The 22,265-nt window shown below is 70.3% G+C and carries 15 protein-coding genes; 7 read left to right on the top strand and 8 right to left on the bottom strand.

Annotated elements, in window-relative coordinates:
- Window positions 1-22: 22 nt before the first annotated feature.
- Genes E9232_RS32820 through lysA form a run of 6 tightly spaced genes read left to right on the top strand, consistent with a single transcriptional unit; the run spans window position 23 to window position 6,633 of the window.
- Complete coding sequence (locus E9232_RS32820; RefSeq protein ID WP_309801478.1) at window positions 23-952, top strand: ABC transporter permease; 930 nt, start codon at window positions 23-25, stop codon at window positions 950-952.
- Window positions 949-1,794, top strand: a complete 846-nt coding sequence (locus E9232_RS32815; protein ID WP_309801477.1) for an ABC transporter permease — start codon at window positions 949-951, stop codon at window positions 1,792-1,794. Before E9232_RS32820 ends, E9232_RS32815 begins: the two co-directional genes overlap by 4 nt.
- Before the next feature lies 1 nt (window position 1,795).
- A complete protein-coding gene (locus E9232_RS32810) occupies window positions 1,796-2,749 on the top strand; it encodes an ABC transporter ATP-binding protein (RefSeq protein ID WP_309801476.1) in 954 nt (317 codons plus the stop codon).
- Complete coding sequence (locus tag E9232_RS32805; RefSeq protein WP_309801475.1) at window positions 2,746-3,708, top strand: ABC transporter ATP-binding protein; 963 nt, start codon at window positions 2,746-2,748, stop codon at window positions 3,706-3,708. The genes E9232_RS32810 and E9232_RS32805 overlap by 4 nt, the downstream gene beginning before the upstream one ends.
- Before the next feature lie 11 nt (window positions 3,709-3,719).
- A complete protein-coding gene (locus E9232_RS32800) occupies window positions 3,720-5,210 on the top strand; it encodes a M81 family metallopeptidase (protein ID WP_309801474.1) in 1,491 nt (496 codons plus the stop codon).
- A 13-nt stretch (window positions 5,211-5,223) separates the two neighbouring features.
- Entirely contained in the window at window positions 5,224-6,633 is a 1,410-nt protein-coding gene (gene lysA, locus E9232_RS32795; protein ID WP_309801473.1) for a diaminopimelate decarboxylase, read from the top strand.
- 92 nt (window positions 6,634-6,725) lie between these two features.
- On the opposite strand, the gene E9232_RS32790 is transcribed toward lysA, so the two are convergent.
- The 5 genes from E9232_RS32790 to E9232_RS32770 form a co-directional block, all read right to left on the bottom strand.
- On the bottom strand, window positions 6,726-8,336 hold the full coding sequence (locus E9232_RS32790; RefSeq protein WP_309801472.1) for a serine hydrolase domain-containing protein: 1,611 nt from the start codon (window positions 8,334-8,336) through the stop codon (window positions 6,726-6,728).
- 156 nt (window positions 8,337-8,492) lie between these two features.
- Window positions 8,493-10,571, bottom strand: a complete 2,079-nt coding sequence (locus E9232_RS32785; RefSeq protein WP_309801471.1) for a M10 family metallopeptidase C-terminal domain-containing protein — start codon at window positions 10,569-10,571, stop codon at window positions 8,493-8,495.
- A 121-nt stretch (window positions 10,572-10,692) separates the two neighbouring features.
- Window positions 10,693-13,155, bottom strand: coding sequence for a hybrid sensor histidine kinase/response regulator (locus E9232_RS32780; RefSeq protein ID WP_309801470.1), 2,463 nt, complete (start codon window positions 13,153-13,155; stop codon window positions 10,693-10,695).
- A gap of 36 nt (window positions 13,156-13,191) precedes the next feature.
- On the bottom strand, window positions 13,192-13,899 hold the full coding sequence (locus tag E9232_RS32775; RefSeq protein WP_309801469.1) for a response regulator: 708 nt from the start codon (window positions 13,897-13,899) through the stop codon (window positions 13,192-13,194).
- A gap of 136 nt (window positions 13,900-14,035) precedes the next feature.
- Window positions 14,036-14,422 (bottom strand): hypothetical protein, encoded by a 387-nt coding sequence (locus E9232_RS32770; protein ID WP_309801468.1) that lies wholly within the window; start codon window positions 14,420-14,422, stop codon window positions 14,036-14,038.
- A 196-nt stretch (window positions 14,423-14,618) separates the two neighbouring features.
- Here E9232_RS32770 and E9232_RS32765 point away from each other — a divergent pair, with 196 nt between their 5' ends.
- Window positions 14,619-17,255, top strand: coding sequence for a PAS-domain containing protein (locus E9232_RS32765; protein WP_309801467.1), 2,637 nt, complete (start codon window positions 14,619-14,621; stop codon window positions 17,253-17,255).
- A 121-nt stretch (window positions 17,256-17,376) separates the two neighbouring features.
- Here the strand turns inward: E9232_RS32765 and katG are convergent, their stop codons facing one another.
- From katG to E9232_RS32750, 3 genes are all read right to left on the bottom strand, one after another.
- Window positions 17,377-19,554, bottom strand: a complete 2,178-nt coding sequence (gene katG, locus E9232_RS32760) for a catalase/peroxidase HPI (RefSeq protein ID WP_309801466.1) — start codon at window positions 19,552-19,554, stop codon at window positions 17,377-17,379.
- 232 nt (window positions 19,555-19,786) lie between these two features.
- A complete protein-coding gene (locus tag E9232_RS32755; protein ID WP_309801465.1) occupies window positions 19,787-21,817 on the bottom strand; it encodes a multicopper oxidase family protein in 2,031 nt (676 codons plus the stop codon).
- Window positions 21,818-21,886: 69 nt separating this feature from the next.
- Window positions 21,887-22,261, bottom strand: coding sequence for a hypothetical protein (locus E9232_RS32750; RefSeq protein ID WP_309801464.1), 375 nt, complete (start codon window positions 22,259-22,261; stop codon window positions 21,887-21,889).
- Between the last annotated feature and the right edge of the window lie 4 nt (window positions 22,262-22,265).

Below are 22,265 nucleotides of genomic sequence, written 5' to 3'. Positions count from 1 at the left end.
CCGCGCGGACGGGGAGACCGACATGATCGCCTTCGTGCTGCGGCGGCTGGTGCTGATGGTGCCGGTCTTCCTGGTGGTGTCGCTGGTGGTGTTCCTGATCATCCACCTGGTCCCGGGCGACCCGATCGACAACCTGATGCGGGTCGGGTCGACCCCGGCGCAGCGGGCCCAGATCGAGGCAAAGTACGGCCTCGACCGCAGCCTGGCCGAGCAGTACCTGGTGTGGATGGGGCGGCTGCTGACCGGCGACCTGGGCACCGCCATCATCCAGCGCCGGCCGGTCGCGGAGCTGATCGGCCAGAACCTGCCCTACAGCCTGGCCCTGGGCGGGCTGGCGCTGGCCTTCTCGACCCTGGTCGGCGTGGCCGCCGGGGCGCTGGCGGCCAGCTTCCACCGCAGCTGGCTGGACGACGGCGTCACCGGCCTTATCCTGCTGGGGTCCACCGTCCCCGGCTTCTGGCTGGGGCTGCTGCTGATCCTGGTCTTCGCCGTGTCGCTGGGCTGGGTGCCGGTGTCCGGCGCCCGCGGCTGGAGCTCGCTGATCCTGCCGGTGATCGCCGCCGGCGCCGGCGGCATCGCCCTGGTGGCGCGGGTGACCCGGGTGGCGATGATCGAGGCGTCGCGCCAGGATTTCGTGCTGCTGCTGCACGCCAAGGGCGTGCCGCCCTGGACCATCCAGCTGCGCCATGTGCTGCGCCACGCCATGCTGCCGGTGGTGACGGTGCTGGGGCTGCGCATCGGCTGGATCCTGGGCGGCGCGGTCGCCATCGAATACGTCTTCGCCCGGCCCGGCCTGGGGTCGCTGCTGATCCGCGCCCTGAACCAGCGCGACTATCCCCTGGTGCAGGGCTGCCTGCTGATGCTGGCGATGGCGGTGATCCTGGGCACGCTCCTCGGCGACATCGTCCAGGCGGCGATGGATCCGCGCCAACGCGAGGGGCGGCCGTCATGACCCGGCGCCCTGCCCTCCTCTCCGCCCTGTCGACCGTCAAGGGCGGCATCGCCGGGCTGTACCTGATGCTGCTGGTGGCCGGCGCCGTGTTCGCCCCCTGGCTGGCGCCCTATCCCTACGACCAGCAGGAGCTGTCGATCGTCAACCAACCGCCCTCAGCCGAACACCTGCTGGGCACCGACGAGCTGGGCCGGGACGTGCTGTCGCGCATCCTGAATGGCGCCCGCACCTCGCTGTCGGTCAGCGTCACCGCGATCGGCGTCTCGGTGCTGCTGGGCCTGGTGCTGGGCGCCGCCTGCGGCTATTTCGGCGGCGCCTTCGACCGCGCGGTGATGGTGGCGGTCGACCTGACCTGGTCGTTCCCGGAGATCCTGATCGCCCTGATCCTGGTGGCGATCATCGGGCCAGGGCTGCAGGGCGTGCTGCTGGCCATCGCCATCGCCTACCTCGCCCAGTTCACCCGGCTGACCCGGACCCAGGTGCTGTCGCTGAAAAGCGAGACCTATGTCGAGGCCACGGTCAATCTCGGCGCCGGCCACGCCCATGTGCTGTTCGCCCATCTGCTGCCCAACGCCCTGGCGCCGGTGCTGGTGGCGGCGATGCTGGCCACCGGCGACGCCATCATCCTGGAGGCGACGCTGGGCTTCTTCGGCCTCGGCGCCCAGCCGCCGACGCCGAGCTGGGGCGCGATGATGTCCGCCGGGTCGGCCCAGCTGTTCATCGCGCCCTGGGTGATCCTGCTGCCCGGCCTGGCCGTGGCCCTGACTGTGGTGTTCCTCAACCTGTTTGGCGACGCCCTGATCGCGGCGCTGGACATCCGCACCCGGCTGCGGGAGGCCTGAGATGCTGCTGACCGTGGAGGGCTTGCGCATCGGCATCGGCACCCTGGCCCCGGTGGACGATGTCGGCTTCGGCGTCGACCGCGGCCAGATCCTGGGCGTGGTCGGCGAGTCCGGGTCCGGCAAGTCGCTGACCGCGCTGGCGGTGATGGGGCTGCTGCCCCGGATCGGCGGCCGCATCGAGGCCGGGCATATCCGCTTCGACGGGCAGGAGCTGGTGGGCCTGCCGGAGCGGCGGCTGCGCCGGCTGCGCGGCGGCCGCATGGCGCTGATCACCCAGAACCCGATGACCTCGCTGGACCCGATGATGCGGGTCGGGCCGCAGATCGACCAGTCGGCCCGGCTGCATCTCGGGCTGGACCGGCGCGCCGCCCGCGCCCGCAGCCTGGAACTTCTGGCCGATCTGCGCATCCCCGACCCGGCGGCGGTGTACGCGCTGTACCCGCACCAGCTGTCGGGCGGCATGAAGCAGCGCATCGTCATCGCCATGGCCCTGGCCGGCGACCCCGAGCTGCTGGTGGCGGACGAACCGACCACCGCGCTGGATGTCACGGTGCAGGCCCAGATCGTGCAGATCCTGGTCGAGCTGGTGCGCGACCGCGGCCTGGCCCTGGTGCTGATCACCCATGACATGGGCGTGGTGGCCCAGACCTGCGACCGGGTGGCGGTGATGTATTGCGGCCGGGTGGTCGAGCGCGCTCCGGTCGACGACATCTTCAGCCAGCCCCGGCACCCCTACACCCAGGCGCTGATCCGCTGCATCCCGCGCCAGGACACGCCGCGCGGAACCCTGAGCGGCATTCCCGGCATCGTGCCCGGCGCCGCCGACCACCCGCCCGGCTGCCGCTTCCACCCGCGCTGCCCCCGCGCCTCCGACCGCTGCCGCGAAGACATGCCGCTGCTGGGCGGCGCGCTCGACGGCCACGGCGCGGCCTGCCACCTGGCGGAGGCGGCATGAGCGCACTCCTGACCGTCACCGGCCTGGGCCGGCGCTTCGCCGGCGGCGGGCTGTTCCGCCGGCGCCGCGTGTTCCATGCCGTCAGCGACGTCTCGTTCTCGGTGCCGCACGGCGGCGTGGTCGGCATCGTCGGCGAATCCGGCTGCGGCAAGTCCACCCTGGCGCGGCTGGTGCTGCGGCTGATCCCGCCAAGCGAGGGCAGCATCCGCTTCGATGGCCAGGACATCCGCGGCCTGAAGCGGGGCGAGCTGCGGCGGCTGCGGCGCCGGATGCAGCTGGTGTTCCAGGACCCGTATTCGTCGATCGACCCGCGCTATTCCGTGCGCGACGCGCTGCTGGAGCCGTTCCGCGTCCAGCGCCTCCCGCCGGCGGAGGGTGACGCCACCGTCGCCGGCCTGCTGGAGATGGTGGGGCTGAGCCCGGCCCTGGCCCGCGCCTATCCGCACCAGCTGTCCGGCGGGCAGAAGCAGCGGGTGGGCATCGCCCGCGCCCTGGCGCTGCGGCCGTCGCTGGTGGTGCTGGACGAACCGACCGCGTCGCTGGACGTGTCGGTGCAGGCCCAGATCATCGGCCTGTTGGACCGGCTGCGGCGCGAGCTGGGGCTGACCTATCTGTTCATCTCGCACGACCTCGGCCTGGTCCGCTATTTCTGCGACCGGATCCTGGTGATGTATCTCGGCCGCATCGTCGAGATGCTGCCGAGCGGGGCGGAGCCGGCGCATCCCTACACCCGGGCGCTGCTGGACAGCACCTTCGAGCCCGATCCGCGCCGCCGCCGACACATCACCCGGCTGTCGGGCGAGATCCCGAGCGGCTGGGACCCGCCGCCGGGCTGCGCCTTCGCCGCCCGCTGCCCCCGCGCCACCGATCTGTGCCGTCACACCCTGCCCGCGCTGGCCCCTGTCTCCGGCGACACCGCCAGCGGACAGCAGGCGGCCTGCCATCACCCCCTGATCTGAAGGGAGCAACCATGACCTTCCGCGTCCTGACCGCCGAATTCGCGCATGAGACCAACACCTTCAACGTCCACCCGACCGACTACGACGCCTTCGCCCGGCGCGAGTTGTATTTCGGCGAGGACGCCATCCGCGCCCTGGGCGACGCCAACACCGGCATCGCCGGCTTCCGCGACGTTGCCCGCCAGCATGGCTGGACCCTGCGGCATGTGCTGAGCGCCGCGGCCGAGCCGGCCGGCCCCGTGACCCGCGATGCCTTCGACCGGCTGGGCGGCGCCATCGTGCGCGCGGCGGCCGAGGCGAAGGGGGCGCTGGACGGGATCCTGCTGGCCCTGCACGGCGCCATGGTCACCGACTTCTCGCCGGACGGCGAGGGCGAGCTGCTGGAACGGCTGCGCGACGTCATCGGCCCCGGCCTGCCGATCGCGATCACCCTGGATCCGCACGCCAATGTCACGGCGAAGATGTGCCGGCACGCCGACATCATCATCTCCTACAAGACCTATCCCCACATCGACATGCGCGAGATCGCGCGACATGCCGGCGAGGTGCTGCAGCGGACCATGGCCGGCGAGATCCGGCCGAAGACCCTGCTGGTCCGCCGGCCGATGCTGGAGGAGATCAATGCCGGCCGCACCGATGTCGGGCCGATGGTCGGCTGGATCGCCGAGGCCCGGGCCTATGAAGGCCAGGGCGACGCCTTCGCCGTCAGCATCAACGGCGCCTTCCCCAACGCCGACATCCCCGAGGTCGGGCCGACCGTGCTGGTGACCTATCAGGGGGATGAGGCGCCGCACCGCGCCTTCGCCGAAGGCATCGCCGACAAGATCTGGGACGCCCGCTTCGACGTGCTGAACACCTATCACACGGTGGCCAAGGCGGCGGCGATCGCCCGCGGCTGGCATGACGACAAGCCGCTGATCGTCGCCGACTACGCCGACAACCCCGGCGCCGGCGGCTATGGCGACGCCACCACCCTGCTGGGCGCCCTGCTGCAGGCCGGCATTGACAAGGCCTGCTTCGGCCCGATCGTCGACCCCGAGACGGTGCAGCAGTTGCACCGGGCCAAGGCCGGCGAAACGCTGCAGCTGCGCCTGGGCGGCAAGACCGACCCGCGCTTCGGCGGCGGCCCGCTGGCGGTGGCGGCGACGCTGCTGTGGACCAGCGACGGCAAGCTGGTCGGCGATGGCCCGATGCTGGGCGGCCTCGAATTCAGCTTCGGCCCGACCGCGGTGGTCCAGGTCGACGGCATCACCGTGCTGGTGGTCAGCGAACCGTCGCAGATGCTGGACCTGCAGCAGTTCCGCGCCTTCGGCATCGACCCTGCGGCGCACCGCGTGGTCGGGCTGAAGTCGATGCAGCATTTCCGGGCGGCGTTCGAGCCGATCGCCGGCAAGGTCATCGTCTGCGACAGCGGCGCCCTGTGCACCCTGGACTACGAGAAGATGCCCTATCACAACGTGCCGCGGCCGATCTATCCGCTGGACCGCGACATGGCCCTGTGACCCGGGCCGCATCATGATCGACTCTCAGTTGGTGTCGCCGCGCGTCGGCGCGGCGGCCGGGCACCTGACGCTGGACGGCCACGACCTGGTCGCCCTGGCCCGGGCGCATGGCACGCCGCTCTTCGTCTTCTCCGAGGCGCGGCTGCGCGGCAACGCCCGGCGGTTCCGGCAGGCGGCGGAGGCGGGCCATCCCCGCGCCCTGGTCTGCTACGCCAGCAAGGCCTGCTCGAACCTGGCGGTGCTGGCAGCGGTGCGCGACGAAGGGCTGGGCGTCGAGGTCAATTCCGGCGGCGAGCTGTACAAAGCGCTGGCCGCCGGCGTGGTGCCGGACCGCATCGTGTTCAACGGCGTGGCCAAGACCGTGGCGGAGATCGGCGAGGCGATCGGCCGGGGGATCAAGGCGATCAATGTCGATTCCCCGTTCGAGCTGCGGCGGATCGGCGAGACGGCGCGGGCGATGGGCCGGCGGGCCGAGGTGGCGCTGCGCCTGGTGCCGGGGGTCGAGGGCGGCGCCACGCCCGGCATCCGCACCGGCGGCAGCGACAGCAAGTTCGGCATGATGCCGGAGGACCTGCCAGAAGCACGAGCGATCGCCGCGGAGTTCGCCGACGCGGTCGAGGTCATCGGCCTGCATTGCCATATCGGCTCGCAGGTCGCCGACGCGGGCGCCTTCCGCGACGGCACCCGGTTCATGGCCCGGCAGGCGCGGGAGATCGGCGCCTGGCTGGGGCGGCCGTTGCGCCATGTCAATCTCGGCGGCGGCTATCCGGTGCGCTACGTCCATGGCGACGCCGCGGGACTGGGGGCGTTCGACGCGGCCGAGGATGCGGCGGCGATGGTCGGGCGGGTGGCGGCCGAGGCGGCGCAGGAACTGGGGCCGGATGTCGAGCTGCTGTTCGAGCCCGGCCGCGCCATCGTCGGCGATGCGGCGGTGCTGCTGACCACGGTCGAGAACATCAAGCACCGCGGCGCGCAGCCCTGGCTGTTCCTGGATGCCGGCTACCACACCCTGATCGATTCCGCGGCGGTGCGCTGGTACTTCCACATGGTCACCGCCAACCGGGTCGGCCAGGCCGAGGCGCCATTCCGCGTGGTCGGCCCGCTGTGCGATTCCGCCGACTGCTTCTTCGATGTCGAGGGCGAGCATCTCTACGACGCGCTCCGACAGTCGCGGCCCGACGATGACGGGCTGGAGGCCGCGGTGGTCCGGCTGCCCCGGCACCGCGGCCTGGCCGCCGCCACCGCGCCGGGCGACATCGTCGCGCTGCTGGATGTCGGCGCCTATGCGCTGGAGCAGATGTTCCCCTATTGCGGCCGGCGCCGGGCCGGGGCGGTGATGCTGCGCCGCGCCGGCGACGTCGCCTGGATCCGGCGGCCGGACACGGTCGAGGATTTGGTCCGCGACGACGTGCCGGCCGCCTGACGATGCGTAGGTTGGGTTCGCCCCGGGGCGAACCCAACATGCCGAAGCCAGAGCGAGTGTTAGGTTCGCAAGCGCGAACCCAACCTACGGGCTTATCCCAGGCGCGGCAGCCGCAGCCGCTGGGTGCGGTCATTGTTGATGACGATCGCATCCGGCAGTATCCGCACGGCGCAGAGCCAGGACGGGACCTCCGGCTCGGGTCCGTCTGCCTCTGTCGCTGGGCGGGCCAGCAACAGGCCGGGCGCCACTGGCCGCAGCACCGCGTCCAGCACGGCGAAGGAGGAACGGAGGCGCAGCCGGGCCGTCTCTCCCTCCAGCACGATCTCGGCCTCCAGCGCGATGGCGGGATCGCCATAGCGGCCGGCGGCATCGGCGGGCAGGGCCGGGGCCATGCCGGGCAGACGGCGATAGTGCCGCCGGCGGCCGAACCAGTCGGCATCGATGTCGCCGTCCGGCCGCAGGCCGAGGCGCAGCGGGATGATGCCGCGTTCGGGCTGGAACACCCCCGGCTCGACCTCCTCGACCTGCGCCTTGCCGCCATTGCCGCCGAGCACCGGCACGCCGTCCTTCAGCGCGATGGCGAAGACGTCGTCGGTCGCCTCGTCATGATACAGGCCGGCGGCTGCGGCCAGGTGCGCGCCGGCCTCGGCCGAATGCGGCGGCCCCGGCGGCCGACCGAGCACCGCGTCGACGATGCGGCGGGCCAGCGAGAACGGCGCGATGTCGTCGGTATTCGCCAGGATGACGATGTCGAGGCCGAGATCGGGGAACCGCACCCCTTCCGACCGGGCCCCGGCCATCGCCCCGCCATGGCCGATGCTGCGGTGGCCGCGATACTCTGTCGTGACCAGCCCGAGGCCGTAAGGGCTGGGCCGGCCGTTGATGGTGGCGCCCGGCCGGGCCATCCGCGCCAGCTCCGCGCCGCCGACCTTCGGGTCGTTCAGATTGGCCAGCCAGATCAGCATGTCGTCGACCGAGGAGACGATGCCGCCATCGCCATTGGCCTCCTCGCCGGCCCAGGCGCGGCGCCAGGCCCCGTCCGGCCCCTTGGTGTGATGGTCGGCGAGATGGGGCACGATCTCGTCATCCTGCTTCAGCAGCAGGGTCTGGCTCATGCCGAGCGGGCCGGTGATCCGGTCGCGCAGCAGCTCGTTGAAGCTGCGGCCGGCGACCTGCTCGATCACCTCGTACAGCAGCAGAAAGCCGGCATTGCAGTAGATCAGGTCGTCGCCGGCCGGGAAGTTCACCCCGCCGTGCTCGCGGATGACCCGGCGCAGCATCGCGCGCGGCGCCGGCGACAGCGGCGACTGGCCGCCCAGCTCCATGATCTCGACATAGTCCCGCAGGCCAGAGACGTTGGCGGCGAGGTGCTGCAGCGTGACTTTGCGCGGGAATTCCGGCAGCCAGGGCAGATGGCGCCGGACGTCGTCCTGCAGCGACAGCTTGCCCTCGGTCTCCAGCATCAGCGCCAGCAGCACGGTGAACTGCTTGGTCTGCGAGGCGATGCGCATGACGCTGCGGCCGGACAGCGGGATGCGGTGCGGCAGCTGGGCCAGGCCGTAGCAGCCGCGATGGATCTCGCGCCCGTGGCGCCGCACCACCACCACCGCGCCGGGAGACTTCGGCTTCGCCCAGGGCGCAAACAGCGCATCGATCCGGGCGGAGAGATCGGCGGGCGAACCACCGGTGTCGTCGGGTGCCATGATACCTCCCATCCTGCGGGCTTGTTGGACGAGAGAATGGCAGTTTTCTGATTTAGTGGCAAACAGAGACGGTTTTCTGACACCATCCGGATCAAAGCATTCGAGGCCGCTTCCTGGAAGCGGCCTCGAAGCACTTTTCCGGAGTGTCCCCCGCGCTTAGAGCACGAAGTCGCCGGCGGTGAGGGTGATGGCACCGGTCAGGGCGATGCTGAAATCCGCCGTGCCGTTGCCGTCGATGTCGCCGCTGACGGTGGTGATGCCCCCGGCCACGGTCGCCCGCAATTCGCCGGCATGGCTGGTGAAGGCGCCGGCCCCGATGAAGCTGAAGGCCTGGTCGCCGGCCAGCGCCGGGTTGGCGTCCATCAGGTGCAGGTCGATGCGATCGGTCTGGGCATGGCTGAAATCGGTGATGCGGTCGGCCGCGGCGACCGTGCTGTCGCTGGCCGCGGTGTAGACGAAGCGGTCCGCACCGTCGCCGCCGATCAGGGTGTCCTGGCCGCCCATACCGAACAGCTGGTCGCTGCCGGCGCCGCCGACCATGCCATTGGCGCCGGCGCTGCCGAGCATCGTATCGGCAAAGCCCGTGCCGTAGACGTTCTCGATCGAGACCAGGACGTCGCCCTGGGCGCTGCCGCCGGTGCCGATGCCGGTGGCCAGGTTGACCACGATGCCGGCCGTGCCGTCGCTGTACAGCACGGCATCGGTGCCGTCGCCGCCTTCGAGCCGATCGGCGCCGAGGCCGCCCCGGAGCACATCGTTGCCCGCCAGCCCCTGCAGCAGGTTGGCGCCGGCGTCGCCGGTCAGGGTGTCGCCGGCCAGACCACCGGTCAGGTTCTCGATGCCGACATAGATGTCCCCCAGGGCCTCGCCCGTTCCGATCCCGGTGGCGAGGTTCGCCGTCACCGCGAAGGTGTTGGCGGCATAGCTGGCGGTGTCGATCCCGATGCCCCCGTCCAGCACATCCGCGCCCAGGCCGCCATCGAGCACGTCGTTGCCGCCGCCGCCGTAGAGCGCGTCGGCGCCGCCCAGGCCGCTCAGGCCGTTGGCGCCCGCATCACCCGTCAGCACATCCGCGTAGCCGTAGCTGCCTATGACGTTCTCGATCGAGGAGAACACGTCGCGCTGGGCGTCGCCGCCGACGGCCAAACCGGATGAGAGATCGACCCGCACGCCGGTGGGGGTGAAGCTGGTGCCGTAGTTGAGGGTGTCGATGCCGGCGCCGCCGTCCAGCACATCGGCGCCGGTGCCGCCGATCAGCAGGTCGTCCCCGTCGCCGCCGAGCAGGACGTCCTGGCCGTCCTGGCCGTCGAGGGTATCGTTACCGCCCAGGCCGACAAGGCGGTTGGCGTTGGAATCGCCGGTCAGCGCGTCGCCGAAGCCGGCCGAGCCGATGACGTCCTCGAAGCCGGAGACGAAATCGCCTGTCGCGTCGCCGCCCGTCGTGACGAACGTCGTCATATTGATGGTGACGCCGGCGGTGCTGTCGAAATAGGTGACGGTGTCGATGCCGTCGCCGCCGTACAGGGTGTCGCCTCCGGTGCCGCCATGCACGAAGTCGTCGCCGGCATCGCCGGAAATGGCGTCGAGGTCTCCGCCTCCATCGAGAATATCATTGCCACCATCGCCTTCAATGGCGTCGTTGCCGGCGCCGCCGGTCATGTCGTCGTCGCCGCTGCCGCCGATGAGGACGTCGGCGCCGCCGAGGCCGGAGAGGATGTCGTTGCCGCCCGAGCCATCCAGCTGGTTGTCCGCGGCCGATCCGGTCAGGACGTCGTCGAAGGCATTGGTGCCGGCAATGTTCTCGATATCGGCGCCGATCACGTCGCCCTGCGCCTCGCCGCCGGAGGCGACCGCGCCGATCGTCACCGTCACACCGCCGGCGAAGGTCGTGGCGTAGGTGACGCTGTCAACACCGGCCCCGCCATTGAGGATGTCGGCGCCGGCGCCGCCCTCGAGAGTGTCGAGGCCGTCGCCGCCGTTCAGCGTGTCGGCGCCGTCGCTGCCCTGCAGCGTATCATTGCCGGCATCGCCGTTCAGGGTGTCGTCGCCGCCGTCGCCGCCGATGAAGTCGTTGTCGGCACCGCCATTGACCAGGTCGTTGCCGTTGCCGGCAAAGACGAAGTCGTTGCCCGCATCGCCGAAGATCTGGTCGTTGCCGCCGTTGCCGGAGATCGAATCCCCTTCGGTCGTGCCGTTGAGCACGTTGTCGTTGTCGTCGCCGTTGATGGTGGCCATGAGTTTCCCCCTGAATGAGCTGGCCACCCCATGCGGCGGCCCAAGGGGAAACTAGGCCCGGCCGGTATCCGGCGGATGTCGCCGGGCGGGTGAATGTGTATCGTCTGTATCGCCCCGGCGGTCAGGAATGGCCGGCGATGTCCGACTGGACCCGCCGGATCTCCGCCTCGACGCGCTGCGCCGGTCCGGCCAGGTCGGGCGCATCCGCAGCCGCGGCACTCTCCAGCGCCTCGGCGGCATCGCCCAGAACCGCCGCGCCGACGATGCGGGCCGCGCCCTTCAGCCGGTGCGCCTCGGCCACGACATCCGGGCGCCACCCGCCGGCGACCGCCCGGGCGATCGCCGCCGCGGACGCCTCGGCGGAGACGAGGAAGTCGGCCAGCATGGCGGCGATCGTCGCCGTATCGTCCCCGAACAGCCCGGACAGCGCGGCCGGGTCGATCGCCCTGCCCCGGCCGGGATCCTCGGACGGGAACCAACGCTGCAGCACCTCCTGCAGCCGGGCGAGCTGGACCGGCTTGCCGACATAGTCGTCCATTCCCGCGGCGCGGCAGCGCTCGGCCTCGCCGGCCAGCACATTGGCCGTGACCGCCACGATTGGAATCCGCCGCCGGCCGGCCCGCTCCGCCTCACGGATCCGCCGCGTCAGCTCGAAGCCATCCAAGGACGGCATGTGGCAGTCGGTCAGGACCAGGGCGTAGGGGCCCGCAGCCCAGGCCGCCAGCGCCTCCACCCCGTCCGCCGCCGTGTCGGCGGCGTAGCCGAGAAGCTGCAGCTGCCGGACCAGCACCTGCCGGTTCACCGGATGGTCGTCGACCACCAGGACCAGCCGGCCGTCCCGGCGCGCCTGGTCGATGTCGGTCGCGGCCGGCAGAGTGGCGGCGCGGGCGGGCGCGATCTCCGCATCCTCCGCCTGTGCCACGGCGAGGTCGAGCGTGAGCCGGAAGGTCGCGCCCCGGCCGGGCACGCTGTCCACCGTGATGTCGCCGCCCATCATGGTCGCCAGCCGCCGCGCGATCGACAGGCCCAAGCCGGTGCCGCCGAAGCGGCGCGTGGTCGAGGCATCCGCCTGCGAGAAGGGCTGGAACAGGCGCTCCTGCTCGATCGCGCTGATGCCGATGCCGGTGTCGATGACGGCAATCGAGATCCGGGCGCGTCCGGCCTCGTGCCGGGCCAGCGCGGCCTCGATGCGGACGCTGCCGCGTTCGGTGAACTTGATCGCGTTGCCGGCGAGGTTCAGCAGGATCTGGCGCAGCCTGACCGGGTCGGCCAGCACCGGATCCGGAATCGTCGGGTCGGTCGCGGCGGTCAGGACCAGCCCCTTGTCGCGCGCCTGCGGGGCCAGCATGTCGACCAGGCCGGCGATCGCGGTGCGGATCGAGACCGGCATCCATTCGAGGTCCAGCCGACCGGCCTCGATCTTCGAGAAGTCGAGGATGTCGTTGACGATGCGCAGCAGCGACCGCGCGGATTCGCGGATGAGCTGCAGCGACTGGCGCTGGCCCTCGTCGAGCCGCGACTGCTCCATCACCTCCAGCATGCCCAGCACGCCGTTCATCGGCGTGCGGATCTCATGGCTCATCACCGCGAGGAATTCGGATTTGGCCCGGGCCGAGGCCTCCGCCGCCTGGCGCGCTTCGGCCATCACCTGTTCGGCGAGGCGGCGTTCGGTGATATCGTAGGTCCAGGCGATGGTGCCGGACTGGCCCTCGAAGGCGATACGCTCGAGCGACAGCAGCCCCCAGAAGCGGCCGCCTTCCCCGGTGCGGAACTCGACCTCGGCATCATGCACCAGCCCGTCCTGGCGCAGCGTCGCCTCCAGCCGGGCAGCGTCGCCGGGATCGGCGTAGAGGCCGCGCGGATTCCGCCGTGCCATGGTCTGCCCGGCCAGGCCGAACAGGTCGACATGGCGCTGGTTCGCGAACAGGAAGTTCCCGTCGCGGCCATAGATGGCGATGCTGATCGGGCTGCGGTCGAGGATGTCGCGCAGCAGCCGCTCGCTCTCGCGCAGCTCCGCAGTGCGTTCGGCGACGGCGTGCTCCAGCACGTCATTGGCCTGGGCCAGCGTCTTGCGGCCGTCCTCGATGGTGCGGATCTGCTCATAGGACCGCAGTGCGGCGACCAGGGTGGTGAACAGCCGGGTCTGCGTCAGTTCGGTCTTCGCCTTGTAGTCGTTGATGTCATAGGCGACGATCACCTCCTGCTCCGGCGCCTGGCCCGGCTGCCCGGTCCGCAGCACGATGCGCACCATGCTGTTGCCGAGCACGCCGCGGATCCAGCGGGCGAATCGCAGCCCGGCGTCGTCCGTCTCCATCACCACGTCCAGCAGGACCAGCGCCACGTTCTCGGTCCGGCGCAGGATGTCCATCGCCTCGGCCGCGGAATAGGCGTCGATCAACGCCACGCCGCGGCCGGAGAAGCTGAAGCCGTCGAGGATCAGCCGGGTGATCTGGTGCACCTCGGGGTCGTCGTCGACGATCAGCACGCGCCACGGTTCGGCGCGGCCGGACGCCTCTTTGGGGATCTCCTCGGGCGCGTCGTCGTCGAGGATCAGGAAATCGTCCGGCTGCGCCTTCGCCGTCATGGTATCCGCCCTTTCTCGGCCATCGCGCGACCGGGCTCAGTATCCCGGATCCGGCGCGAACATGTACCCGGCGCCCCGCACGGTCCGGATCACCTCGGGCTTGGTGGGGTCCATCTCGATCTTGCGGCGGATCCGCGTGATCCGCAGGTCGATCGAGCGATCGAACGGCTCCATCTCCCGGTTGCTGGTCAGGTCCAGCAGGCGGTCCCGGCTGAGGACCTGGTTCGGATGCTGGGCGAACACCTTCAGCAGCGCGAACTCCGATGCCGCCAGGGCGACGCCGTCGCCCTCCAGCGTCGTCAACCGGCGGGCCGCCAGGTCGAGGATGCAGCGCCCGAAGCGCAGGCATCCGTCCGGGGCCGTATTGGCGCGCCCACCGGACCGGCGCAGCACACTCTTGATCCGCGCCACCAGCTCGCGAGGCTCATAGGGCTTGGTGACGTAGTCGTCGGCGCCGGTCTCCAGCCCGACCACGCGGTCGACCGTGTCGGTGGCGGCCGTCACCATGATGATCGCGACATTGCCGCGTTCCCGCAGAAAGCGGGCCACCGCGAAGCCGTCCTCACCCGGCATGTGGACATCGAGCAGGACGAGGTCCAGCGGATTGCGTCGGGCCAGCAGCTTGCGCAGTTCGGCCCCGCCCTCGACCCCGGTCACGCGATAGCCCTGCCGCGTCAGATATTCCTCGAGCACCCGCCGCTGGAAGGCATCGTCGTCGACGACCGCGATATGGGGCTGACTCATCCGCTCGATCTCTGGCAGGGCGCGGCCAAGAGCCATTCCGGACGGGCCCAGCATTGCCCAGTATGCCATGTCTCGCGGCGCCGCACAGCGCCGAGGCGCTGTGCGGGATAGCAATTCGGCGATCACCGGCCATCGCCTACTTGATGCGGGTCCAGATCTCGCCGCCCAGCTTCGTGCCATTCTCCATGTCGGCCCAGATGCCTTCGAGATTGGCGCCCTTCGGCGACATGGCGAAGACGAAGCCGCCCTTGCCGAGGATGCCGCCGACCGCCAGGGTGGTGCCGAGGAAGACGCCGCGGCCGACCGAGGTGTCGCCGGCCACCGTCCAGGTCACGACATAGGTGTCCCCGGTCGCTTCGACCACGGCGGTGCCGGCATAGTGGCTGCCGGTCGGGTTGGTGCCGGCGACGCTGTAGGTCCCGGTCACCGCGCCCTGGGCCATCGCGAGGTGCGGGGACGCCAGGATCGCGCCCAGCAGGATCGTGACGGCCAGGGCCATGCTGGTGAAGATGTTGCGAAACATGAGGATGCTCCCTGTTTGATCGGCACCGGACCGACCGGCCGATGACGAGATGATCTGCCACCCCGGTATCAGGCTCATGTCGCGGCGCCGGGTTTTTGGTATCGTCTGTATCGCGTCAGGGGGGCGGATCGCCCCGCGGCCATAATCGTGTCGCCCCGATCGGATCGACGGCGCGGGCGGAGGGATGGGAACAAGCTTGACCGCGGCCAGCCGATCGGGAACACAGGCGCCGAACCCCGCCCTGGATCCGGTGCTCGATGCCATTGCCGCCGTGCTCGGCGCCGGCATCTGCGTGCTCGATGCCGAGGACCGCCTCCTGGCCTGGAACGACACCTATCTGACGCTGTTTCCCGAGGAAGCCGATCTGCTGCGCCCGGGCCTGCCCTTGAAGGAGACGGTGCGCCGCTTCTTCGAGACCCATCTGGAGCCGGCCGAACGCCCCTTCATCGACCGCCACGTCGCCGCCGCGCTGGAGCGCCACCGCAACCCGCCTAGCTCTTACACCCGGCAGTGCAAGGATGGGCGGTGGCTGTCGCTCGAGGTCAGGCGCCTGGCCGACGGCCGGCTGCTCAAGATCTTCACCGACGTGACGTCGCGCCATGACAGCGGCGCGATGAAAGAGGCGATCACCGCGGTCGATGTCGGCCTGATCCGCTATGCCGGCGACGGCACGTTCCAGACCGCCAATCGCGCCGCCAGCGTGCTGTTCCCGGCGCTGGTGGGGCAGTTCCGGTCCGGCAGCACCCGGGGCGACCACATCCGGCTGCTGGCCGATTCCGTCCTGGCCCCGGGGGAGGCGGCGCGGGCCGAGCGGCTGCTGGCCATGCCCCAGCCGGACGCGGCCCCGCGCGAACCGGCGGTGCTGCGCGACCGTGACGGGCGCTGGCTGCAATACGAGGAGCGGCGCCAGGACGATGGCGGCGTGGTGATGATCTGGCAGGACGTGACCGTCCGCATCGATGCCCAGGCCGAGCTGGACGGGCTGCGCCTGCGGATGACCGACGCCATCGAGTCGATCCATGACGGCTTCGTGCTGTTCGACGCCGAGGACCGGCTGGTGCTGTCGAACAGCGCCTATCGCCGGCTGTACGGGATCGGCGACGGCGAGATCGCGGCCGGCACCGCCTTCCGCACGCTGGTCGAGACCGCCATCGCCCGCGGCCTCTATGCCGATGCGGACAACGTGGTCGACTGGATGCGGCGGCGGCTGCGGCACCATCGCGGCGACTCGGCGCCGCTGGACCTGCCACTGGCGGATGGCCGCTGGGTGCGCATGACCGAGCGCCCGACCCATGAGGGCGGCATCGTCGGCATCCATGTCGACATCACCGACATCAAGCGGCGCGAGGCGGCGCTGGGCGACAGCGAGAGGCGGCTGGCCGCGACGCTGGCGGACGACGCCCGCCGCACCGCCATGCTGGACGCGATCGGCTATGCCGCGACCCAGATCATCGGGCGCAGCACCTGGCGCGCCGGCATCCAGGAGATGCTGGCCCGGCTGGGCCGCGCCACCGGCACCGACCGGACCTATATCTTCGAGGTCCAGGACCTGCCGGGCGGTCGCCTGACCAGCCGCTACAGCTATGAATGGGTGGCCGAGGGCGTGCCGGCGCTGATCGACGACCCGCAGATGCATGACCATCCGCTGCCCGACGACCCAGCTGTGCTGCAGGCGCTGATCGACGAGCGCATGACCGGCATGGCCGCGCTGAGCGGCTGGAATCTCGGCAGCGAGCTGGAGCAGAGGGAGCTGCGGCGCCAGGGCGTGCGTTCGAACCTCAAGGTGCCGATCCTGTTCGGCGGGCGCTGGTGGGGCACCATGGGGTTCGACGACATCCGCGAGGAAGAGCGGTCGTGGCGCGCCGATGAGATCGACGTGCTGAAATCGGCGGCCAGCCTGATCGGCGCCGCGATCGAGCGTGGCCGGATGGATGAGGAGCTGCGGCGCAGCGCCGCCGACCTGGAGCGCCGGGTCGAGGACCGGACGGCGCAGTACGCCCGGGTCGCCGAGGAGCTGCAGGGCACCGTCGCCGACCTGCGCCGGACCCAGGCCGACCTGGTGCAGGCCGAGAAGATGGCGTCGCTGGCGCAGCTGGTGGCCGGCGTGGCCCATGAGATCAACACGCCGGTGGGGACCGCCCTGAGCGCGGCGTCGCATCTTGAGGAACGGGCCCGCGCCTTCGCCGAGATCGTGGCCGGTGGCCAGATCCGGCGCTCGGAGCTGGAGCGCTTCGTCGACCGCGCCGGCGAGGTGTCGCGACTGCTGCTGTCGAACCTGGAGCGCGCGGCCGCCCTGATTCGCGAGTTCAAGCAGGTCGCGGTCGACCAGACCAGCGCCGAGCGCCGGACCTTCGACCTCGCGACCTATCTCGAAGGCGTGATCACGAGCCTGGCCCCGAACTACCGGCGCACGCCGCACCGGGTGACGCTGCGCAGCCCGGCCGGCATCACCATGGACAGCTTCCCGGGCGCCCTCTCGCAGATCGTCACCAACCTGGTGATCAACGCCCTGGCCCATGCCTTCCCGACCGGCGCGCCGGGCACCGTGGCGCTGACTGTGGCGCCGGGGCCGGAGCCGGGCCAGGTGATCCTGGGCTTCGCCGATGACGGGGCCGGCATCCCGCCCGAGACCATCGGCCGGATCTTCGACCCGTTCTTCACCACCAAGCGGGGGGCGGGGGGCAGCGGCCTGGGCCTGCACATCGTCTACAACCTGGTGACCGCGAGCCTGGGCGGGCAGATCACGGTCGACTCCACACCCGGCCACGGCACCCGCTTCACCGTGATCCTGCCCCTGGTCGCGCCCGGCGCAGCCGAAGGCCGGGCTGACTGAAGCGGCGCCAAGCTTCTCCAGAGCCAACGGGCCCGCTTTCGCCCGTTCGTGCCCATCCTGGCCGGCGCCACGCTGCAGGAGCGGATCCCCGGCGTCGACCGCCGGGGATCCGCCGCCGACATCAGGCGATGTCGAACCGGTCGAGGTTCATCACCTTGGTCCAGGCCGCGACGAAGTCCTTCGCGAACTGCGCCTGCGCGTCGGAGCCGCCATAGACCTCGGCCAGCGCCCGCAGCTGCGAATGCGACCCGAAGATCAGGTCGACGCGCGTCGCCGTCCACTTGGGCTCTTCCGTCTTCCGGTCCCGGCCCTGGAACACGCCGTGCTCGTCCGCGGACGGGTGCCACTTCGTGCCCATGTCGAGCAGGTTGACGAAGAAGTCGTTGGTCAGCACCCCCGGCCGCTTGGTGAAGACGCCATGCGGGGAGTTTCCGGCATTGGCGCCCAGCACGCGTAGACCGCCGACGAGGACGGTCAGCTCGGGCGCCGTCAGCGTCAGCAGCTGCGCCCGGTCGACCAGCAGCTCCTCGGGCGGCAGGCCCTGCGCATTGCCGAGATAGTTGCGGAACCCATCGGCCTTCGGCTCGAGCGGCGCGAAGGAGGCGGCGTCGGTGTGCTCCTCCGTCGCGTCGGTACGGCCCGGGGTGAAGGGCACCTGCACGTCCTGCCCGGCATCCTTCGCCGCCTTCTCGACCGCCGCGCCACCAGCGAGGACGATCAGGTCGGCCAGCGAGATCTTCTTGCCGCCGGGGGCCGAGGCGTTGAACGCCGCCTGGATCTCCCCCAGCTTGGCGAGCACCGTCGCCAGCTGCTGCGGCTGGTTGACCGCCCAGTCCTTCTGCGGCGCCAGGCGGATGCGCGCGCCATTGGCGCCGCCGCGCTTGTCGGAACCGCGGAAGGTCGAGGCCGACGCCCAGGCCGTCGAGACCAGCTGGGGCACGGTGAGGCCGGAGGCGAGCACCTTCGCCTTCAGTGCCGCGATGTCCGACGCGTCGACCAGCGGATGGTCGACCGCCGGCACCGGGTCCTGCCAGGGCAGGATCTCCTGCGGCACCAGCGGGCCGAGATACCGGGCGCGCGGGCCCATGTCGCGATGGGTCAGCTTGAACCAGGCGCGGGCGAAGGCGTCGGCAAACTGCTCCGGATGCTCGTAGAAGCGCCGCGAGATCTTCTCATAGGCGGGGTCGAAGCGCAGCGACAGGTCGGTGGTCAGCATGCCCGGCGCATGGCGCTTCGACGGGTCGTGGGCGTCCGGGACCGTGCCGGCGCCGGCGCCGTTCTTCGGCGTCCACTGATGGGCGCCGGCCGGGCTCTTGGTCAGCTCCCATTCATATTCGAACAGGTTCTTGAAGAACTCGTGGCTCCACCGGGTCGGCGTCGAGGTCCAGGTCACCTCCAGGCCGCTGGTGATCGCATCGCCGGCGATGCCGCTGCCATGGCTGCTCATCCAGCCCAGGCCCTGGTTGACGATGTCGGAGCCTTCCGGCTCCTTGCCGACATGGGCGGCGTCGCCGGCGCCATGGGTCTTGCCGAAGCTGTGGCCGCCGGCGATCAGGGCGACCGTCTCCTCGTCGTTCATCGCCATGCGGGCGAAGGTCTCGCGGATGTCACGGGCCGCGGCCACCGGGTCCGGGTTGCCGTTCGGGCCTTCCGGATTGACGTAGATCAGGCCCATCTGCACGGCGCCGAGATGGCCCTGCAGCTCGCGGTCGCCGCTGTAGCGCTCATCGCCCAGCCACTTGCCCTCGGGGCCCCAGAAGATGTCCTGGTCGGGCTCCCAGGTGTCGGGACGGCCGCCGGCGAAGCCGAAGGTCTTGAAGCCCATCGACTCGAGCGCGACGTTGCCGGTCAGGATCAGCAGGTCGGCCCAGGAGAGCTTGCGGCCGTATTTCTGCTTGACCGGCCACAGCAGCCGGCGCGCCTTGTCGAGATTGCCGTTGTCCGGCCAGCTGTTCAACGGCGCGAAGCGCTGCTGACCCCGCCCGCCGCCGCCGCGGCCGTCGCCGATGCGGTAGGTGCCGGCGCTGTGCCAGGCCATGCGGATGAACAGGCCGCCGTAATGGCCGAAATCGGCCGGCCACCATTCCTGCGAATCGGTCATCACGGCCTTCAGGTCGTTGATCACCGCGTTCAGGTCTAGGGTCTTGAATTCCTTGGCGTAATCGAAGGATTCGCCCATCGGGTCGGACAGGGCGGAGTGCAGGTGGAGCACCGAAAGGTTCAACTGGTCCGGCCACCAGTCACGATTGGTGTGCCCGCGGGTCCCGCCCGCAACCGGGCATTTGCTTTCGCTGGCCATGTTCCCTCCGTTGGCGTTGCTCAGTTTTGAGTCGTTCTAAACTATACGACCCTTTGCCCGCGGGGGAATAGAGGTCGGCATAGCGACGCTTTGGCACGCGGCGGACATCCTGTGGTCAGGGTCTCGACCGCCGCCGCCTCGAAATGGAATCGGCGGCCGAAGCCGCCGATTCCTCTTCAGTTGCGCGAGACGTTTCACCTCCCAAGGAGGATGAAGACGCCGCCCGGCTCGCTCAGGGCATGTGCTGCATATGCCCACCCTGGAGCTGGAGCGGCGACGCCCCCTCGGCCACGTCGGCGACATCCCCGTCCGGCAGCACGATCGCGACGTTCTGCATCATGCCGCCATCCTCATGATCGAGGATGTGGCAGTGCAGCACGAACTCGCCGATGTAACGCTGATAGCGGGTCCGGATCTTGATCGTATAGAGGCCCTTCGGGTCGCTCGGCAGCAGACTCTTGATCCAGAGCGTGTCCTTCCAGACGCCCTTCAAGCCAGGATACTGAGGATCGGCCACCCCCGGCTGGCCGCCGTTGTTGTCGATGGCCCCCGGGACGCTGACATCGACGCCCTTGGGATCGATGATCGAGACGACCTGGAACGGATTGACGTGGATGTGGAACGGGTGGCTGACGAAATGCGATTGCAGCGTCCACTCGTCCACCCCGCCCAGCTTGAGCGCCCGGTCCAGCCGCGTGGGGTCGTAGGGTTCGGCCTGCTTCTCGTCCAGGGTGTTGCTCACCTCGAACTTGGTGTCGTCGGTGCTGGTGTCGATGAAGAAGGTCAGCTCCTGCTGGCCGGTGACCTCGCTGTCCGCGATATCCGGATGGGGGACGAACTTGGACAGCTTGAGGCCGGCCTTGAGATCGGCGACCACCGTTGCCTTGACATCATCCGGCATCTTGGCGTCGGCCTGGGCCACCAGGGCGTCCCTGACATAGTTGGTGTAGTCCGCGGGCGGCGCCGTGCCCGGCTCGACATCGACGAAGCCGAGCAGCGACGGGTTGGGGCTGTCGCCGTTGACCGACCCCGCCGCCGGGGAGGAGGCGTCGATCAGGCAGTAGCGGCCCGCCTCCGGGAACATCACCACCTCATCCCAGCGGTAGCCGGGCTGGAAGACCGTGAGGTTCGAGGCCTGCGCCTGCGCCAGGGTCAGCCCGTCCGCCGCGACCCGATAATGGGTAATGCCCGCGTCGCTGCAGGATTCCTGGATGAAGGCCTGGGCCTGCGCCGCGCTGAATGTCGCGGCGAGCCGGGCCGTGGGCCTCATCTTCACGATCCGGAGGCTGATCGTGTCGCGCACGCCGCCGTGGATCATCCGCCAGCGCTCGAGCTGCCCCTGTGTGGCCTTGAAGGTCGGCAGGACCTCGCCGTTGATCGAGGTGTAGCGCCCCGATTCGGGCCATTGCCCCGGGGAGAACAGGTCGTAGTTTTCGATCTTGCCGACATCGCCGGGGTCGCAGCGATAGGTCTTGTCTTCCGGAGGATTGGTTCGCTTGATCGATCCATCCGGGTTGCGGCAGGCATACTGGATCTGCTGGAACACCAGCACCCGGTCCGTCAACCCATCCAGCAGCGTGTCGAGATCGCCAGTCTTCGTGGGAGTCGGCTGCCGGTTGCCGCGGATGATCAGCGCCCCGGCCATGCCGCTGGAGACCTGCAGCGCGGTCGAGCCGTGGCGGTGGGTGTGGTACCAGAACGTCCCCGCCGGATGGTCGCCCGGGATGTTGTATTCGTACTGGAACTTGACGCCGGGGTTGATCGACAGCAGCACGTTGTCGCCATTGCCCGCCGGGTTCACCCACAGCCCGTGGGTGTGCAGGTTGGTGCCGTTGAAGCAATGCGGCCCGTTATGACCGTGATCGTCGGCCGTACAGCTCGGGTCGGCCGGCAACTGGTTGTCCAGGTTGACCCGGATCGTGTCGCCCGGCACGGCCTCGATCGTCGGCGAGACGTAGGGGGTGTCCGGATTGACATCCGTGCCGTTGTAGCTGCGCAGATACACCTCGTCTTCGCGGCCCGTCGCCGGGTTGTAGATCTTTCCCGGCGTGTAGACGATGTTGAGGTCCAGCACCCTTTCATGCGGCAGCGCCCGCACCGTCGGCGTCAGGCTCTCCGGTGCGATCCCCGCGCCCAGCACCCGGGGGTTGCTGATCAGGCGCTCCGTGGTCTGTTGCGCCGAGGCCGGGATCGCGCCGAAGGCGGCCAGGGCCAGCCCGGCGAGCAGAAGACGTGCGATGGGGATCTTGGTCGTGACAGCCATATCATCCTCCGAAAATTGTTCGAATATCGAAATCTCAAAACATCCCGCCCCACGGGGCGCGCCGGCCGGTCAGGGGCCGATGCGCACCGTGACGCGCGGAACCTCCTGCTCGGTCGGAGCCCGCGCCGCCCCGCCGGTCTGGGTGATCGTCAGCCGGATGGTCACATGCCCATCCGCGATCGCCTCCGCCGGCAGGGGCAGCGCGTAGACCCCAGCGGTCTCACCGGCGCGCGGGCCGAAGGGCGAGATCACGCCGATGATCCGGCCCGCCGCCGTCGCAATGGTGACCTCCCGCCGGCCGACCGGGCCGACCTCCAGCTCGATCCAGGCAGTCTCGCCCGGCCGGAACGACGGCGGCAGGGGCAGCGTCCGCTCCTGCGCCGCCGCGTGCCCGCCGCCGAGCACCAGGATCGCGAGCAGGGCCGCGGCGGCGGAGCGCGGCATCGCC

Origin of the sequence: Inquilinus ginsengisoli, from assembly GCF_031453975.1 — a bacterium.
GTDB classification, from domain to species: Bacteria; Pseudomonadota; Alphaproteobacteria; order DSM-16000; family Inquilinaceae; genus Inquilinus; species Inquilinus ginsengisoli_A.
This window is presented reverse-complemented; position numbering and strand designations above follow the sequence as displayed.

Coding starts and splice junctions, on each gene's coding strand:
- E9232_RS32790 (WP_309801472.1), bottom strand. CDS start 8,336: ATGGCACCCGACGACACCGGTGGTTCGCCCGCCGATCTCTCCGCCCGG.
- E9232_RS32810 (WP_309801476.1), top strand. CDS start 1,796: ATGCTGCTGACCGTGGAGGGCTTGCGCATCGGCATCGGCACCCTGGCC.
- E9232_RS32820 (WP_309801478.1), top strand. CDS start 23: ATGATCGCCTTCGTGCTGCGGCGGCTGGTGCTGATGGTGCCGGTCTTC.
- E9232_RS32800 (WP_309801474.1), top strand. CDS start 3,720: ATGACCTTCCGCGTCCTGACCGCCGAATTCGCGCATGAGACCAACACC.
- E9232_RS32750 (WP_309801464.1), bottom strand. CDS start 22,261: ATGCCGCGCTCCGCCGCCGCGGCCCTGCTCGCGATCCTGGTGCTCGGC.
- katG (WP_309801466.1), bottom strand. CDS start 19,554: ATGGCCAGCGAAAGCAAATGCCCGGTTGCGGGCGGGACCCGCGGGCAC.
- E9232_RS32755 (WP_309801465.1), bottom strand. CDS start 21,817: ATGGCTGTCACGACCAAGATCCCCATCGCACGTCTTCTGCTCGCCGGG.
- E9232_RS32770 (WP_309801468.1), bottom strand. CDS start 14,422: ATGTTTCGCAACATCTTCACCAGCATGGCCCTGGCCGTCACGATCCTG.
- lysA (WP_309801473.1), top strand. CDS start 5,224: ATGATCGACTCTCAGTTGGTGTCGCCGCGCGTCGGCGCGGCGGCCGGG.
- E9232_RS32785 (WP_309801471.1), bottom strand. CDS start 10,571: ATGGCCACCATCAACGGCGACGACAACGACAACGTGCTCAACGGCACG.
- E9232_RS32805 (WP_309801475.1), top strand. CDS start 2,746: ATGAGCGCACTCCTGACCGTCACCGGCCTGGGCCGGCGCTTCGCCGGC.
- E9232_RS32775 (WP_309801469.1), bottom strand. CDS start 13,899: ATGAGTCAGCCCCATATCGCGGTCGTCGACGACGATGCCTTCCAGCGG.
- E9232_RS32780 (WP_309801470.1), bottom strand. CDS start 13,155: ATGACGGCGAAGGCGCAGCCGGACGATTTCCTGATCCTCGACGACGAC.
- E9232_RS32815 (WP_309801477.1), top strand. CDS start 949: ATGACCCGGCGCCCTGCCCTCCTCTCCGCCCTGTCGACCGTCAAGGGC.